Origin of the sequence: Mesorhizobium sp. M3A.F.Ca.ET.175.01.1.1, assembly GCF_004791945.1 — a bacterium.
Taxonomy (GTDB): domain Bacteria; phylum Pseudomonadota; class Alphaproteobacteria; order Rhizobiales; family Rhizobiaceae; genus Mesorhizobium.
In genome coordinates, this window is sequence record NZ_SRTP01000010.1 from 26,600 (window position 1) to 41,392 (window position 14,793).

8 protein-coding genes and 10 pseudogenes are annotated in these 14,793 nt (G+C 62.3%); 11 read left to right on the forward strand and 7 right to left on the reverse strand.

All coding sequences use genetic code 11. The annotated features are described in order from the left end of the window. The first annotated feature begins 744 nt into the window (after positions 1-744). Positions 745-1,596, forward strand: coding sequence for an FkbM family methyltransferase (locus EN818_RS21355; protein ID WP_135905140.1), 852 nt, complete (start codon positions 745-747; stop codon positions 1,594-1,596). A gap of 239 nt (positions 1,597-1,835) precedes the next feature. Here EN818_RS21355 and EN818_RS21360 read toward each other — a convergent pair. Next, positions 1,836-2,204: pseudogene (locus EN818_RS21360) on the reverse strand (helix-turn-helix domain-containing protein); the annotation flags it as partial. A gap of 507 nt (positions 2,205-2,711) precedes the next feature. Next, positions 2,712-2,820 (reverse strand): annotated as a pseudogene (locus EN818_RS33265) (IS5/IS1182 family transposase); the annotation flags it as partial. A 201-nt stretch (positions 2,821-3,021) separates the two neighbouring features. Between EN818_RS33265 and EN818_RS21375 the strand changes: the two are divergent. Beyond that, positions 3,022-3,490, forward strand: a pseudogene (locus EN818_RS21375) (transposase); the annotation flags it as partial. Here EN818_RS21375 and EN818_RS21380 read toward each other — a convergent pair. Both EN818_RS21380 and EN818_RS21385 read right to left on the reverse strand, forming a co-directional pair. Further along, a pseudogene (locus tag EN818_RS21380) lies at positions 3,483-3,858 on the reverse strand (TniB family NTP-binding protein); the annotation flags it as partial. The pseudogenes EN818_RS21375 and EN818_RS21380 sit on opposite strands and share 8 nt — an antisense overlap. 136 nt (positions 3,859-3,994) lie before the next feature. Then, positions 3,995-4,375 (reverse strand): hypothetical protein, encoded by a 381-nt coding sequence (locus tag EN818_RS21385; RefSeq protein WP_135905142.1) that lies wholly within the window; start codon positions 4,373-4,375, stop codon positions 3,995-3,997. A gap of 313 nt (positions 4,376-4,688) precedes the next feature. Between EN818_RS21385 and EN818_RS21390 the strand changes: the two are divergent. The 3 pseudogenes from EN818_RS21390 to EN818_RS21400 all read left to right on the forward strand — a co-directional run. Next, positions 4,689-5,711, forward strand: a pseudogene (locus EN818_RS21390) (site-specific integrase); the annotation flags it as partial. 133 nt (positions 5,712-5,844) lie between these two features. Next, positions 5,845-6,803, forward strand: a pseudogene (gene repB / locus EN818_RS21395) (plasmid partitioning protein RepB). Between the two features lie 24 nt (positions 6,804-6,827). Next, a pseudogene (locus EN818_RS21400) lies at positions 6,828-7,596 on the forward strand (NAD(P)/FAD-dependent oxidoreductase); the annotation flags it as partial. 412 nt (positions 7,597-8,008) lie between these two features. Here the strand turns inward: EN818_RS21400 and EN818_RS33715 are convergent. The 3 genes and pseudogenes from EN818_RS33715 to pcaQ form a co-directional block, all read right to left on the reverse strand. Continuing rightward, positions 8,009-8,374, reverse strand: a pseudogene (locus EN818_RS33715) (aminotransferase class III-fold pyridoxal phosphate-dependent enzyme). Between the two features lie 6 nt (positions 8,375-8,380). Continuing rightward, positions 8,381-8,675, reverse strand: a pseudogene (locus tag EN818_RS33720) (AAA family ATPase); the annotation flags it as partial. A 222-nt stretch (positions 8,676-8,897) separates the two neighbouring features. Continuing rightward, positions 8,898-9,815, reverse strand: a complete 918-nt coding sequence (gene pcaQ / locus EN818_RS21410; protein ID WP_135905144.1) for a pca operon transcription factor PcaQ — start codon at positions 9,813-9,815, stop codon at positions 8,898-8,900. Positions 9,816-9,907: 92 nt separating this feature from the next. On the opposite strand from pcaQ, the gene pcaD reads away from it, so the two are divergent. From pcaD to pobA, 6 genes and pseudogenes are all read left to right on the forward strand, one after another. Further along, complete coding sequence (gene pcaD, locus EN818_RS21415; protein WP_135905146.1) at positions 9,908-10,720, forward strand: 3-oxoadipate enol-lactonase; 813 nt, start codon at positions 9,908-9,910, stop codon at positions 10,718-10,720. Next, entirely contained in the window at positions 10,713-11,117 is a 405-nt protein-coding gene (pcaC, locus tag EN818_RS21420; RefSeq protein WP_135905148.1) for a 4-carboxymuconolactone decarboxylase, read from the forward strand. Before pcaD ends, pcaC begins: the two co-directional genes overlap by 8 nt. Beyond that, positions 11,110-11,862 carry a protocatechuate 3,4-dioxygenase subunit beta gene (gene pcaH, locus EN818_RS21425; RefSeq protein WP_135905150.1) on the forward strand — a complete coding sequence of 251 codons (753 nt, stop codon included), beginning with the start codon at positions 11,110-11,112 and terminating at the stop codon, positions 11,860-11,862. The genes pcaC and pcaH overlap by 8 nt, the downstream gene beginning before the upstream one ends. Next, complete coding sequence (gene pcaG / locus EN818_RS21430; RefSeq protein ID WP_135905152.1) at positions 11,862-12,476, forward strand: protocatechuate 3,4-dioxygenase subunit alpha; 615 nt, start codon at positions 11,862-11,864, stop codon at positions 12,474-12,476. Before pcaH ends, pcaG begins: the two co-directional genes overlap by 1 nt. A gap of 11 nt (positions 12,477-12,487) precedes the next feature. Then, positions 12,488-13,540, forward strand: a complete 1,053-nt coding sequence (locus EN818_RS21435) for a 3-carboxy-cis,cis-muconate cycloisomerase (protein WP_135905154.1) — start codon at positions 12,488-12,490, stop codon at positions 13,538-13,540. Positions 13,541-13,599: 59 nt separating this feature from the next. Next, positions 13,600-14,765, forward strand: a pseudogene (pobA, locus tag EN818_RS21440) (4-hydroxybenzoate 3-monooxygenase). Positions 14,766-14,793: the final 28 nt, after the last annotated feature.

Sequence of the window (14,793 nt, forward strand, 5' to 3'; positions counted from 1 at the left end):
TTCCCCGAAGCCAATGCGAATCAGTTTCCGACAAGCTTCTCTACTCGACTCGTGAGACATATGGGGACAGCAACGCACGTACCGTGCCAAAGGAGAAAAACGTTGATGAACAACCATGGCCTACCTTCAGCAATGTCGCAAACCAGACATCCCAGGCACAAAACGTCGCAATATAGACTACGCCACATCGAAAAATCAGGCCGCCCTCGAAACCGATGAGCGATTGAGGGCTCTTCTCTATTCGGCGTGTCGATGTAAGTCACTGGAAAATCACCACGAATGCTATTCTCGGAGCCATTCTCCGAAATTGGCATGATTATTGATTTCGTTGTTGAGTAAGGTGTCGCTTTGCAGAAGAAGGCAGTCGTGAGAATGCGGCTGTTTCGCATCGGTTTGGCATTTAACCTGAAATGGAGCTGTCAGAATTCTCAATCCAACTGCAACTACCTCTACGCTATCGCAATGTATCGTTTGGTTTTTCGTCGGATTTCATAAAATATGTGCGGTCGCACTCCGGGCTGGTTTCTCAAATCAATGCCAAACGCCTCGGCGTGTGGCTCCAAGTGGCCATTCGCAATTTTTTTGCACGGCTAACTCTTTGAAACTGTTGCACCGCGAGCCTGGCAATTAAATGGAAAACGACACCGGCCCACCGGGGCCGGCGCGGCTTGGAAAACGCTGCGGAAAAGCAAATTGCCCGATCCGGCGACCGAGCGCTGGACACGAAGAAAGGAAAAACTGTAGATGCCGGACGCCTTTTTCGATCTGTTATCCCCGCTGCGGCTCACCGAAGTCGTTGACGTCGGGTCAAACCCAATTGACGGCCCTCCACCTTATGCGCCGATGCTTACGGCAGGGCTGTGCCGCGTGACGGGCTTTGAACCCCAAGAGCAGGCGTTGCTTGAGCTGAATCGAAAAAAAGGGCCAAGTGAGCGCTATCTACCTTATGCTATCGGCGACGGCGCAGAGCACACGCTGAATATTTGCCGCGCGTCAGGGATGACCAGCTTGTACGAACCTGACCCGGTAACACTCGGGCTCTTTGAGGTCTTGAAGGCAGCCGGTGAGGTCACTCAGCAGATCCGACTGCAGACGTCGAAGCTTGATGCGATCTCCGAAATAGATAATCTCGATTTTCTCAAGATGGACGTGCAGGGGAGTGAACTCGCGGTTCTTCTCGGAGGAACAGCAAAGCTCTCGCAAGCCGTGGCGGTTCAAACTGAAGTTTCCTTCATCACGCTGTATAAGGATCAGCCTGTATTTGGCGATCTCGATCTGGAATTGCGGCGGCAGGGGTTCATTCCACACTGCTTTGCGGCGGTGAAGCGCTGGCCGATTTCACCCTGTGTGATAGACAACGATCCCCGCAAGCCACTCAATCAACTGCTCGAAGCCGATATCGTCTACGTGCGTGATGTCTCGCGCGGTGAAATGATGTCCGACGAGCAGCTCAAACACTTGGTGCTGATCGCTCACCATTGCTACCGATCGATCGATCTCGCGCTACGGTGCGTCACGCTACTGGAACAGCGGGACGCGGTTAAAGCAGGATCTGTGCAGAAATACCGGCTCTGTTGCAAAAACTTACTGTCGTAGAATGGAATTCTAGATTGTCAGTGTTTCCGGCCAGAAAGCCCCTAGTAGTACCCGTGCACAGAGGTTATGACTCTTTAGAAGTCGGCTTGTGATAGGCTTTGGCCATCTTAAGGCGTGCGTTTTCGGTGGAGAACATCCAGTTGATGCGAGCGCCACTGGTGTTTCGCAGGCGCTCCCAGGCGGCGGTCTCTGCGACGAGGCGATCATAGCTATCGATGCGACGATCAAGGCAGTTCCTGGTGATCGGTCAGCTTGACGAAGTCACCGGCCAGCAACTCCAGGGTCCAGCGGGCGCGGCCCGGCGGCGGGCTGGATCAGGCGGTGGCCACTAGCAGGGCTTCTTCCTTGCCCGTCAGCTTGCGTTGCGCGCCTGCGCGTGGCTCTTCGCTGAGCGCCGCCTCCTGACCCATCTCCACGAAGCGGCGCTTGGTAGACAGTGAAGCCGCCGACCACCACCGTCGCGGCAATGACCTCGTCACCCAAGCCCGCGTCGACGGCGAGCAGGATATGCGCCCGCTTGAGCTTGCGCCGGCTGCTTGCCGCCTGCCAGCATCGCTGAGTTCGTCGCGTTCGGGTTGGTCGAGATCGACACGATAGCGTAGATTCATCCGGAAGGCCTCCTCGGTTGCCAAGGGTTCCGGATGAATCGAAAATGTGGCGGGCAAACGTCTGCGGATCCCAGCTTCACCGAAAAACAGGGCCAGTACCTCGCCTTCATCCGGGCTTATATGCAGATAGCCGCCAGCCGCCGGCCGAACGCGACATGCAACGCTATTTCGGCGTCACCCTGCCATCCGTCCACCAGATGGTGTTGACCCTCGACGCGCCGGCCTGATCCGCAGGCAGTCCGGCGTCGCGCGCAGCATCCGACTGCTCGTCGACCACAACATCCTACCCAAACTTCAGCCGGTTCAGCCCGTCATAACCTCTGTGCAGAGGTACTAGGGGGTGTGAACGGATTTGACCAAGATGAAGCCGGCGGCGAGAGCGCCGATTGCCCGCGCGCGGATCGACGTTGGGACCAAGTCCGAGCAGGATGGAAAAGTGCGGCGCATCGCCTTTCTCGCCGCCGGTCAGGTCGAAGGCGATGGGATGCCGTCGAAATCCGTCTTCAGGTGAATTTTGGTCGAGAACCTGCCGCGCGAGCGGCCGAGCGCCTGGTCCTTCTGCCCCTTTTGCGCCCGCCGCCGAGACATGGGCGCGGACGACGGTGCTGTCGAACATCTGCACCAGATGCGCTGACGAACTGAGCGCGGCGAGCTGGTCGAAGAATGCCTCGAAGACGTCGGCTTTGCTCAGCCGGCCAACCGCTTCCATACGCTGTTCCATTTGCCGAAACGCTCGCAATTCGTCCACACCGCATTCGATCGTCGGTGCGCCGCGTCAGACGGGTCACCGAGCCGTTCTTTCTACCGTGGGGCGCCGCACGGCTGGCCGATGTTCGGCCGACCGCGGGCGCCCGTCACCGATTCCGCCAAGCAGTTCGAAGGGCAGGCCTTCCAGCGTGGATCCGAGGACTATAGCATTCGTATCCGCTACCGGGACCGCCGCCGCGTCCACGAGGGCGGGCGCGGTCGGAAGGCTGCCGGGGGAACTCAACGCGGTACTGGCGACGCAGCCCGGATCGACGGGCCGATCCGTGGCGGATCGCGATGGATATCCGCAAGAGCGGCCCGCCCGCCTTAGCTTCGCCGATCTGGAGCGGTGCGTGACGCTTGCCGTGGTCGGCCATAACCTCCAGGAAAACGCGAAGACGTTGAAGGTGCCGGCCAAAGAATGGAACCGGCGGGCGCCCGACCTCCCCCGCTTCGACGATGATCCGATACGGACCCTGCTGGCATCCATGCCCGGTACGGAGAGGCGCAGCTCGCCGCAGGATGTCAGCATGCTTGCGTAATCCGCTCCGTGCCAGACCTGACCGCAGCGATCGCCGCCGTCGTGACGATCGCCACGATCTCGCCTATCAGTCCCTTCGAAAGCCGGAAGATCTCTCGCGCCAGTTTCTCGTCAGAAAGATTGGAAATGCAGGCGAGCGGCAAGGCGGCTTCGAAGCTGTCGAGGAGCGCGAGGAACTCCTCGCCGTACTACCACCGCGGCAACTCCGTGCAGGTCGAACCGGCTTGCCATCTCGCTGGTTGATGAAATCGTAAATGGCGACTCGCCGATCAGAACTGGCGAGATGTCGAACTGGCGGCCGATCCGCCTCAGGAACGCAAGAACCGCTTCGACGTCGCGGGAGCGGCCGCGCAAAGCATTGTGGAATTAACGTATCTCGATGTTGCCGAGCGGGTCACGCTGCGGAACCAGGGCGCGAAGCCACGGCGGGTGGTAGTCGAGCGCGTCTTGAGCAGCTGCGCTACATTCCGATGGCCAGAAGTCAGCGTCGGGCGAGGCCCGTTTATTCGTCGCCGACGATGCCAGAGTCCCCGTCGCCGTCGTTGGAAAACCCCAGCATGATGTCGCCCGCGAGCAGCTTCTCCTTCGATAACAGGCCGGCTGTCGCACTGCACTTAAACGTCGAGATTGCGCCCACCTCGCCCAACCGCTGCACCCAATCATGAGATTCAATGCTCCTGAGTCTCAATTCACCTGCAGCGGCTGAGAGTTTCTCGAAGCCGATATGCCGGCGTTGATTGCAGCGAACCGCGCATAGTGAGCCCCAAGCGTTTGGCGCTTGAGTTCGGAGACGTACGCCGGATCTGCCTGATAGAAGATTGAGACACCCGACAAGCTCACCGAAACCTGGAACGACGTCGCCAAGGATGGTGGAATCACGCATCGGTGCCTGATAATGGAAGGGCTTCGGGCATCGTCTGACGAGCAGTAACCGGACGATATCGTTTGGCGACACCTAACCGACAGATGCTCCTCTAAACGACTGATCGATGAGCCGCTCCCCATGGACGGCATCTACCCAAAGATCCTCGAACGGCGATGATGTGCTTGCGAGGGCAGATGCCCCGTCCCTCCTCTCTTGCTGCCGTTGTCTGCAAACGGGGCAGGTTATCCGCCAACCCTCGATCCAGCTTCGCTGTACCGCAGTAGCGGCTCCTCGCGAGGCACCGGAAGACGAGCCTGCGGAAGCCCCCTCCCCTGCCCTGCCGATCAGCGGCAGCCAGACGCGTGTGCCGGCGCATCTGGAAAAACTCGCCGATCGTGCCCGCGACTATGTCGAGGCGGCAAGCTCGGCCAACACCCGGCGCGCCTACGCCGCCGACTGGAAGCATTTTTGCGCCTGGGCGCGCCGCCAGCATCTCGATGTGTTGCCGCCCGATCCGCAGGTCGTCGGCCTTTACATCACGGCCTGCGCGTCCGGCAAGCTAACGGGCGACAAGAAGCCGAACGCCGTCTCGACAATCGAGCGACGGCTTTCGTCGCTGACCTGGAACTTTTCTCAGCGTGGCCAGCCGCTGGACAGAAAAGACCGGCATATCGCCACTGTGCTGGCCGGCATTCGCAACAGCCACGCCACCCCTCCCCGGCAGAAAGAAGCCATTCTGCCCGAGGATCTGATCGCCATGCTGGAAACGCTCGAACGCGGAAGCTTACGCGGCTTGCGCGACCGCGCCATGCTGCTCCTCGGCTTTGCCGGCGGCCTGCGCCGCTCCGAGATCGTGGCTTTGGATGTCGGCCGCGACCAGACCGAGGACGGCCGCGGCTGGATCGAGATCCTCGACAAGGGCATGCTCGTTTCCCTTCGCGGCAAGACCGGCTGGCGGGAGGTCGAAGTCGGGCGCGGCTCGTCCGATGCCACCTGCCCGGTTGTCGCGGTGCAGACCTGGCTCAAGCTCGCCCGTATCGCGCACGGACCGCTGTTTCGGCGCGTCACCGGCCAGGGCAAGGCGGTTGGCGCCGATCGGCTCAACGACCAGGAGGTCGCCCGCCTGGTCAAGCGGACCGCGCTGGCGGCCGGCGTACGCGGCGACCTGCCGGAAGGCGAACGCGGAAAGCTCTTTGCCGGCCATTCGCTGCGCGCTGGCCTCGCCTCCTCGGCCGAAGTCGACGAGCGCTATGTGCAGAAGCAACTCGGCCATACCAGCGCCGAGATGACCCGCAGGTATCAGCGGCGGCGTGACCGCTTCCGGGTCAACCTCACCAAGGCGTCCGGGCTCTGAAAAGCCCCCTCCCCTCCCCCGGTTGATCGCTGGTGAGGCGGTCAGGTTCTTTGAGGTGATGACAACGCCTCGTCGAGCACAGCGAGCGCTGCGTCCAGACTGTCGGCGGCCGACGCTTCGTAGTTGCGATTGAATGGCCCGCAAGGACGTATTCGGAAGCGTGATGGGGGCAGGGGCTGCTGCCCCGGAGGTGCGGGACGTCGCCAACTACGCCGTTCGAGGCGCCTCGCGGTCGATCATGCAATCCTTTGAGGAGCTGTCCAAGAGTTCCGTGGTCGATCTGGATCCCGCCCTGATCGACAGTTCGTTCGTTTCAGATCGTATCGACGACGCTGATGACGAGTTCCTTGAGCTGCTGGCGGCAATTCGGGAGCGCGGGCAAGATTCCCCGTCCTGGTCAGGCCGCATCCATCGGCGCCAGGGCGCTATCAGACTGTCTTTGGACACCGAAGGCGGTCGCCCGGCATTTGGGCCGGCCCGTTCGAGCGGTCGTCAAGAACATGGACGATAAGGACCATGTGATAGCCCAGGGGCAGGAGAACGCTGCCAGGGCAGATCTGTCCTTCATTGAACGGACCTTATTTGCCGAGCGTATCCTCAAGGCCGGCCATTCGCCTGAGACCGTCAAGCTGGCGCTAGCGCTGGACGATACGACATTTTCCAAGATGCCTCGGTTACCAGCCATGTCCCCGAGGGAATTATTTTGGCGGTCGGAGCGGCCAAGGGCATAGGTCGAGATCGCTGGTGGCAACTCGCAAAGCTAATGGAGCGCCATGAAAATGGGCTCAGGGCAGCGGACTATGTGAAGAGCGCAGACTTTTCGTCGCTTCAGAGCGATATCCGCTTCACACGATTGTTGACTTCCTGAGTTCCGTTCCGAATCGTGCCCGCGCGCCGGCGAAGTCGCAAGACAGAGCTTGGACGCCAGGGGACAAGTCCGTACGCGCCAAGATCACCGATACGGGAAAGATCTTTACGCTAGCCTTGAAATCGAAGGACGCGTCGACCTTCGGCGCGTTCATTGCTGATAGGCTAGACGAACTTTTCGTGGCCTTCCGGGAATCGGAACAGGCAAAGAAAACAGGAGACTGAACCGCAAAAGAAAAAGGCCCCCGAACGTGAGTTCGCATTGCCTCGGGCGCGGAGTTTTCCGCCGCGAAAGGCGTCATCTGCTCGATGACGCCGACCCAGCTGTATGAAAGGTTGCTTGGCGGCGCCCAAGTCATGAACGAGCCGGATGCGATCGCGAAGTTTCGCCACGGCAAGGGCAATTTCCAGATGCACTATGCACTCGATCGGATGCCGGCCTGGAAGAACGCCGAACTGGCCCAGGCTGCTGTCGTGCATCTCACCGCCGGCATCGACGGAGTTTCCAAGGCTTGCAACGAAGCCCTCTGCGGTATGCTCCCGGAACTGCCGACGATCTGCGTTCAGCAACCGCATGTGCTCGACCCGTCGCGCTGCCCGCCAGGTAAGGCCATCTTGTGGCTGCAAATGCCGGAGGCGCCTCGCTTAATCAAGGGCGATGCAGCCGGCTTGCTGGGTCCGCCGGAAGACGGTCGGTGGACCGAGACCTTGCGCGAGGCCTATGCCGATCGGGTGGAGGCTATGCTTGAGGCATATCGACGGATTCCAGGAATCCGTAATAGCACGTCGCGCCTATTCGCCCGCTGATATCGGGGCCATGAATATCAATCTGGTGGGCGGCGATCCCTACGGCGGTTCCTCCACCATCGACCAAGCGTTGCTGTGGCGGCCGTTCAAGCACAGCGTCAATCACAAGACCGATGTCGAAGGTCTTTATCTGATCGGAGCCTCGACCCATCCAGGATCCGGGCTTGGCCGCGGTTCCGGCTTCCTGCTCGCGCAGCATCTGACGGGTTAACGCGAACGACCCAGCCTGAGAAGTACGGGCCTAAAACACTCAACGTCTCACTGAAGATAGCTCGCCCACCGCGCATCGCTGCGAGCATCGCCCCGCTGAGTGCGTCATCGATGGCCGCATCTTCCAAGGGCGAGAAAGGCTTGTTGCGAAACGACACGACCGCGGCCGCGCCGGCCGCGGTTGGCGACGTCGAAGCTTGCCACGTGAGCTACCACCAAGTCTTGCGCACGCCATAGGTGTGGAAGTTTCCTCGAAGACCCGCCGCGCCACCAATTTTCGAGGTCCGCTTCGTCGGGCGTGAACGTGCACTTCTCGTGGCCATGATGGCCCCAACTTCTAGAAGTTGAGCCTTCCGGCGGCGCGGGCAAGTTCAGGTTCGTCAAGACGATTTTTGAATGAAGAGTGGGTCAGGTCAGAAATCAGAGCTGTGACAGCCGGGTTTTGGATGCACCGGCGTTATGTGGCGCCGGCAGCAATACCACGCGAGCCCAATTCGGCCGTTGACCGAAACTGCCGGAGTAACAGGCGTCATACGGGCGACCGGGCCGGCGGGTGCGAGGCCGACAAGCGCCTCGGCCAGCCGTTCGGCCGGCTCATGGGTGAAGCCCTCGAAAATGATCTGGTCGAGGCTCGATGCGGTCGTCTCGATGGCCTTCATGATCCGGGGATGGCGATGGCCATGGGTGACGACCCACTAGGAGGAAATAGCGTCGAGGATACGCGTGCCGTCGGCCTTGTGGAGATAGGCGCCTTCCGTCAGCACGATTTCAGGGCTCATAGTGCCTCAAGCGTGCTGGGTGAATGGATGCCAGACTTGAGACTGCAGCATCATTCGCCTCAGGTGATCAGGGGCAAGGTCGAAGCCGGCAGCCACCGCATCTCTCCACCTTTCACGCGTCAGCGGATCAATGTGCGGTAGGCTGGCCGAGCTGCGGCACCCCGCCCAATTCCACGATTGTCCTTTGCGTATCGACGACCTCTTCGCCGATGAAGGCCGATGCCTATGAGCGGAATGGCTCGCGCCGCAGGGCCTCAATCGATAGCAGGGCGTGATCGATGGTGCCGAGCGCGGTGCGGGCGGCCGCTCCGGACGTCGCGCATCCAGTGAATGATACCATCCATACCGCAGTGACGCCCAATGGCAATTTCTGGCTATCGGACAAAAGAGCTGTAGGTTGTGAAGCCAGCGGTACGGGCCGAAACCAAGCAGAAGGCGCATGACGTTCTAGGATAAGATGTTCATTTGCGTCCCGATTTCACCCTATTGCCGCAACCTGGTCAAGATAACGATACAGCTATCGTCAGGCGTGGTGCCGCGCTGCCTCGCGGATCGTCTGCAAGAGAATTGTGAAGGCGGGCGAGGGCGCGGTGTCGGTGCGCATGGTCAAGCCCACCGGCCCTTTGGTCTCTTCCGTGTCCACCGGCAGGGCGACAAAGGCGCCGCTGGCGATCTCATTGGCGACGACGCCGGCCGAGATGATCCATACGGCATTGCTCTGGCGCATGAAGGAGCGGCCGAAGGAATCGGAAACGGTTTCGATCTCCGTGGCCGGCGCGGTCATGCCATTGGTGATAAAGAGCCGGTCGACGAAAGGCCGGATAACGGATTCCCTTGTTGGCATCAGCACGGGAAACTCGTCGAGCCGCGCGAAGATGTCTGTCCCGGGTTCCGACAGCGGATGTCCGGCTCGCACCACGAACAGCACCTGCTCGGAATAAAGGTGCTCGAAAAAGAAGCCGGTCATATGCTCCGGCGCCGCGAGGCGGCCGACGACGAGATCGAGCGCGCCGACGCGCAACTGCTCGAGAAGCACCGCGTTCTCGCCGGTGACGATCTTGAGCGCGGCGCCGGTATTCTCCTCGAGGAACAGATTGATGGCGAGCGGCATCACACGCGCCGATACGGTTGGCAGCGCGCCGATACGGATCGGGTCGCGATTGAGGGCCCCGTCCTGGCGCACGGAATCGACGCCGCGCTTGAGCGCCGAGATCGCCGAGCCGGCATGGCCGAGGAAGATTTCGCCGAGACGCGTGACGCGGATGCCGCGGCCGTCGCGCTCGACCACGGCAATGCCGAGCGCTTCTTCCAGCTCGCGCAAGGTCTTGCTCACGGCCGGCGCGCTGACATGCAGGAAGTCGGCGGCGCGCGCGACGCTGCCTTGCCGCGCGACTTCGAGAAACGCTTGCAGATGACGGAAGCGGATCCGGCTTTCGGCCATGGTTCGATAACCTCAGAGTTAATGAAACGCCGCAAAATATCATTTTACCGAACCAAACTGCTCGTGCAATGTGGCTTTGGAGGATAGAAATCATGCCATTCGTCAGCATAGACGGCGTCGCGCTGCATCACCGCTTTATAGAGGCGACGGGCACGTCGCGTCCGATCGTCTTCATCAATTCGCTGGGCACCGACTTCCGGATCTGGGACGATGTCGTCGCCAAACTGACCGGCGAAATGCCGATGCTGGTTTACGACAAGCGCGGCCATGGGCTATCGGATATCGGAAGTGGCGTGCGCTCGATCGACGATCATGTCGACGATCTGGGCGCTCTCGTCGATCACTTCGGTTTCGGCAAGGTGGTGCTCTTCGGCCTGTCGGTCGGCGGCATGGTCGCGCAGGGCCTCTATGCCCGCCGGCCTGAATGCGTCGAGGCGCTGATCCTCAGCGCTACCGCGCATAAGATCGGCACCAATGAGAGCTGGAATACTCGTATCGCGACGGTCGAGCGAGACGGCATCGAAGCGATTGCCGACGGCATTATGAAGGTGTGGTTCACACCGGATTTCCATGCCAGCCGCGCCGCCGATCTGGCCGGCTGCCGCAACATGCTGACCAGGCATGCGCTGCCGGGCTACATCGGCACGTGCATGGCCGTGCGCGACGCCGATTTCACCGACAGCGCGCGGCGCATCGCGGTGCCGACGCTTTGCATCGTCGGCGATCAGGACGGATCGACGCCGCCGGATCTCGTCCGTTCGCTGGCCGAACTGATCCCCGGCGCACGCTTCGAAGTGATCCGCAACGCCGCGCACATCCCGTGCATCGAGCAGCCCGAAGCGCTCGCCACTTTGATCCGCGATTTCGTCGCCTCGTTGCCTGAGGGAAAGTCTGCTCATGGATGATGTCACGAAGAACCGCTATCGGACCGGTCTCGAAGTCCGCCGCTCCGTGCTCGGGGATCTGCATGTCGACCGCGCCGAGGATGCCGCGACCGATTTCGACCGACCGTTCCAGCAACTGATCACCGAGACTGCATGGGGGACGGTGTGGGCGCGGCCCGGCTGGTCGAAGCGCGAGCGCTCGATCGTGACGCTGGCGCTGCTTGCCGCGCTCGGCCATGACGAGGAAGTCGCCATGCATGTGCGCGCCACCGGCAATACTGGTGCTACAAGAGATGACATCTGCGAGGCCTTCCTGCACGTCGCGATCTATGCCGGCGTGCCGGCGGCCAATCGTGCCTTCAAGATTGCCAAGGAGGTGTTCGCGCAGATGGATGGAGCAAAGGCGGCCCATGGCTGAGCAAGGCTCGAACCGTTCGCCGGAAACCGGCGCTTTCTTCCAGCGCGACTGCCAATGGCATCCGCCGGCCTTCACGCCGGGCTACAAGAGCTCGGTCCTGCGCTCGCCGCAGAAGGCGTTGCTGTCATTCGACAACACGTTGTCGGAATTGACCGGTCCGGTGTTCGGGCACGCGATGCTCGGTGAGCTCGATAACGACCTGATCCACAATTTCGCCAAGGCCGGCGAGAGCGCCATCGGCGAGCGCATCATCGTCCATGGACGCGTGTTGGACGAGCGCGGCAAGGGCGTGCGGGGCGTGCTGCTCGAATTCTGGCAAGCCAATGCCGGCGGCCGCTACCGCCACAAGAAGGACGGTTATCTCGCCCCGCTCGATCCGAATTTCGGCGGCTGCGGCCGCACCATTACCGGCGAGGACGGCGGCTACGCCTTTCGCACGGTGAGGCCCGCGCCCTATCCGTGGCCGAACGGCCCGAACGACTGGCGCCCGGCGCATATCCATTTTTCGGTGTTCGGCCACGGCTTCGCGCAGCGGCTGATCACGCAGATGTATTTCGACGGCGATCCGCTGATCTGGCGCTGTCCGATCGTCGGCGGCATTTCCAGCAAGGCCGCCGTCGAAGCCCTGATCGCCGCGCTCGACATGCAGTCGACCATCCCGATGGACGCGCTCGCCTACAAGTTCGACATCGTGCTGCGCGGGCGGCGCTCGACGCTGTTCGAGAACAGGCCGGAGGGCAATTGATGGCGCAGTCGCTCGACCGGCTGAAGGAGAGCCCTTCGCAGACCGCCGGACCCTATGTGCATATCGGGCTGACACCGAATTTCTGCGGCATCGGCGGTGTCTATGCGAGCGACCTCGGCTCGACCACGGTCAACGACCAGACCAGGGGCGAGCGTATCGAATTGCGCATCCGCGTGCTCGACGGCACCGGCACGCCGCTCAGGGATGCGCTGATCGAGATCTGGCAGGCGGACGCCGCCGGGCTCTACAATTCGCCCGCGGAATTGCGCGGCACGGCCGATCCGAATTTTTTAGGATGGGGCCGGCAGCCGACCGACATGGAAACCGGTATCTGCCTGTTCCAGACGATCAAGCCCGGCCGCGTGCCGTTCCGCGACGGTCGCCTGATGGCGCCGCATATCACGCTGTGGATAGTGGCGCGCGGCATCAATATTGGCCTGCACACGCGGCTCTATTTCTCCGACGAGAAACAGGCCAATGCTGAGGATCCTATCCTCGCGCGGATCGAACATCGCCTGCGGTTACCGACGCTGATCGCGGAGCGCACTGCCGACACTTACGTTTTCGACGTCCATCTGCAGGGCGAGAAGGAGACGGTTTTCTTCGACAGCTGACCGGCCACGACATGACCGTATCACCCTTCGATCATCCGCTGCTTTCCGGCCTGCTCGGCGACGAGGAGGCGACGCGGCATTTTTCCGTCGAAGCCGACATCGCCGCGATGCTCGGTTTCGAGTGGGCGCTGGTCGAGGCGGAAGCCGAATGCGGCTTGATCCCGCGTGATGCCGAAGCGGCGATCGTCAAGGCGCTGGCCTTGTTCCGGCCGGACACGTCGGGGCTGCGCGCCGGCGTCGCCAGGGACGGCGTCGTGGTGCCGGAGCTGGTGCGCCAGATCAAGTCGATCGTCGGCGAGCAGTATCGCGAATTCGTTCATTTCGGCGCCACCAGCCAGGATGTCATCGACACCTCGCTGGTGCTGCGCCTGCGGGAGGCGGTCGAGCATATCGGGCTGCTGCTCAGTGAAAACATCGTGCGTCTCACGGGGCTCGAGGAGGAGTTCGGCGGTAGAACGCTGATGGCGATGACGCGCATGCAGCCGGCAATCCCGATCACCGTGGCGGACCGCATTGTGCCCTGGCGCGCGCCGCTCGGACGTCATCAGGTTCGCCTTGCCGAGGTGTGTGGCCGGCTGCTCGTGCTGCAGTTCGGCGGCGCCGCCGGCTCGCTGGAAAAGCTCGGCGACAGCGCGGCGGCCGTGCGCGCGGCACTTGCCGCCAAACTTGGTCTTGCCGACGCGCCGCAATGGCACAGTCAGCGCGATGCGCTTGCCGAGTTCGCCGGCTGGCTGTCGCTGGTGACCGGCAGCCTCGGCAAATTCGGGCAGGACGTGGCGCTGATGGCGCAGGCCGGCACGGACATCAGACTTTCGGGCGGCGGCGGCTCGTCGGCCATGCCGTACAAGCAGAACCCGGTAAAGGCGGAGGCGCTGGTGGCGCTGGCCCGCTTCAACGCCGTCCAGCTTGCCGGGATGCACCCCGCGCTGGTGCACGAGCAGGAGCGCTCCGGCGCGGCCTGGACGCTGGAATGGCTGGTCCTGCCGCAAATGGTGGTGGCGACGGCGGCGGCGCTCAGGCTTGCCGCTGAACTGGCCGCCCAGATCGAAAGCCTTGGACACTGATGCATGTCGCCCAAAGGTGCCCAGCGGTTTTGGGAGAACGACATCTGTGAAGGGATCTAATGCGCACACAGGTCGCTATCATCGGGTCCGGGCCTTCCGGCCTGCTGCTCGGTCAGCTGCTTGCCACCATCGGTGTCGAGACAAGCATTCTCGAGCGGTCGAGCCGCGAGCATGTGCTCGGGCGTGTTCGCGCGGGCGTGCTCGAACAGGGCACCGTCGACCTGCTCGGCGAGGCAGGCGCGGCGGATAGGTTGCACGCCGAGGGTCTGCCGCATTCCGGCATATCGCTCGCCTTCGATGGGCGCCTGCACCGCATCGACCTCACCGGTCTGACCGGTGGCAAGCATGTCGCCGTCTATGGCCAGACCGAGGTGACGCATGATTTGATGGACAAGCGTGAGGCGGCGGGGCTCGCCACTGTCTATGAAGCCGCGAATGTCGCACTGCACGATTTCGGCGGCGCATCGCCTTTCGTCACCTACGACAAGGACGGTGTCAGCAATCGCATCGACTGCGACTTCATCGCCGGCTGCGACGGCTATCACGGTGTCAGCCGCAGGTCGGTGCCGGAAGGCGCGCGTTCGAGCGGACTTACCCGTTCGGCTGGCTGGGCGTGCTGGCCGAGGTGCCGCCGGCCGACCGTGAGCTGGTCTATGCCAACCACGAGCGCGGCTTTGCGCTGTGCTCGATGCGCTCGCCGCAGCGCAGCCGCTACTATGTGCAGGTTCCCGCCGACGAGCGCGTCGAGGCCTGGTCAGACGACCGCTTCTGGGACGAGTTGCGCCGCCGCCTGCCGCCGCAGACGGCGGCCGCCGTCACCACCGGGCCATCGTTCGAAAAATCGATCGCGCCGCTGCGCTCCTTCGTCGCCGAGCCGATGCGGTTCGGCCGGCTGTTCCTGGTCGGCGATGCCGCCCACATCGTGCCGCCGACCGGCGCCAAAGGGCTCAACCTCGCCGCCAGCGACGTGCGCTATCTCTTTGCCGGGCTTCGCGAATTCTTCTCCGAGAAGTCGAATTCGGCGCTCGATGCCTATTCGTCAAAGGCGCTGGCGCGTGTCTGGAAAGCCGTGCGCTTTTCATGGTGGATGACGACGATGCTGCACCGTTTTCCGGAGACGGGCGAGTTCGGCCAGCGCATCCAGGAAGCCGAGCTCGATTACCTGGTGCATTCGAGAGCCGCGTCGACCGCGCTGGCGGAAAACTACGTCGGGCTACCCTACTAGAGCCCAATGATTTCAGGTCGGGTCAACC